This window comes from Micromonospora sp. DT44 (assembly GCF_049841635.1).
Lineage (GTDB): Bacteria > Actinomycetota > Actinomycetes > Mycobacteriales > Micromonosporaceae > Micromonospora.
The window spans coordinates 1-702 of the sequence record NZ_JBNCKS010000159.1; the positions used below are offsets into that span (position 1 = coordinate 1).

The 702-nt window shown below is 69.9% G+C and carries 1 protein-coding gene; it reads left to right on the top strand.

What is annotated here, in order from left to right:
- The coding region (locus ACLQ25_RS32760) for a transposase (protein WP_425734598.1) at nucleotides 1-630 on the top strand (630 nt) is incomplete at its 5' end.
- Between the last annotated feature and the right edge of the window lie 72 nt (nucleotides 631-702).

Here is a 702-nt window from a genome sequence, read left to right on the forward strand (position 1 = left end):
GACCTGCGGGAAGCGCTGACCGGTCACTTCACGGATCATCACGCGTTCCTGCTGGGCAAGATGATCACGCGGGTCGAACAGGTCGAGGCCGACATCCGCGAGGTCGACGCCCGGATCGAGGCGCACCTGGCCCCTTTCGCCCCAGCGGCGACCCGCCTGCGTGACATCCCCGGCATCGGCCCGGCCGCCGCTGCCACGATCATCGCCGAGATCGGCGTGGACATGACCCGCTTCCCCACCCCGGCCCACCTGGCCGGCTGGGCCAAGTTCGCCCCCGGCGTCAAGGAATCCGCCGGCCGCCGCAAAGGCACCGGGTCAACCGGGCACGGCAACCGCTACCTCGCCCGCGTCCTCGGACAGATCGCGGTATCCGCCGCCCGCACCGACACGTTCCTCGGCGAACGCTACCGGCGCATCGCCCGACGACGCGGCGCCAAACGCGCGATCGTCGCGGTCGGCCGCTCGATCCTGACGATCATCTGGCACCTGCTGTCCGACCCCGCAACCGGCTTCCGTGACCTCGGCGCCGACTTCTACCTCAGCCGCACCGACACCGAACGCCGCAAACGCAACCACATCCATCAACTCGAAGCCCTCGGCTACCGCGTCACCCTCGACCTCGCCGCCTAGCCACCGCTACACCACAACCCATCCCACGCCGCTTCGCGACGCGGGATGCTGCCGCGTGTCTACGCACGGTTC